We start from the raw sequence: 274 nt of genomic DNA on the forward strand, positions 1-274 counted from the left end.
AGAGATTACTGGATGAGCTGAAAGCCTTGTTGCACCCATCCAGCTCACAGACAAAGGGCTTTTTCTTTGTGTGAACTCTTAGCGTGTACATACCATTAAAATCTGCAGGCCTATCATCGTCAGCTCGAACCTGAAGCTCTCTGTAATGCTCACGTACCCAGGTAGTTAAGTGCTGAAACCGGGAAGGAAACGGATCACCAGAAGGAAGGGGGGAACAGTGGATGTAAGGGGGAGCTTCTTCACTTGAAGACACATGGCACATGTTTGCCTTATC

At 47.8% G+C, this 274-nt stretch carries 1 protein-coding gene; it reads right to left on the minus strand.

The annotated features are described in order from the left end of the window. The coding region (locus tag E1189_RS25050) for a hypothetical protein (protein ID WP_230460071.1) at positions 1–253 on the minus strand (253 nt) is incomplete at its 3' end. Positions 254–274 lie beyond the last annotated feature (21 nt).

Source organism: Parendozoicomonas verongulae (assembly GCF_009711465.1).
GTDB classification, from domain to species: domain Bacteria; phylum Pseudomonadota; class Gammaproteobacteria; order Pseudomonadales; family Endozoicomonadaceae; genus Sansalvadorimonas; species Sansalvadorimonas verongulae.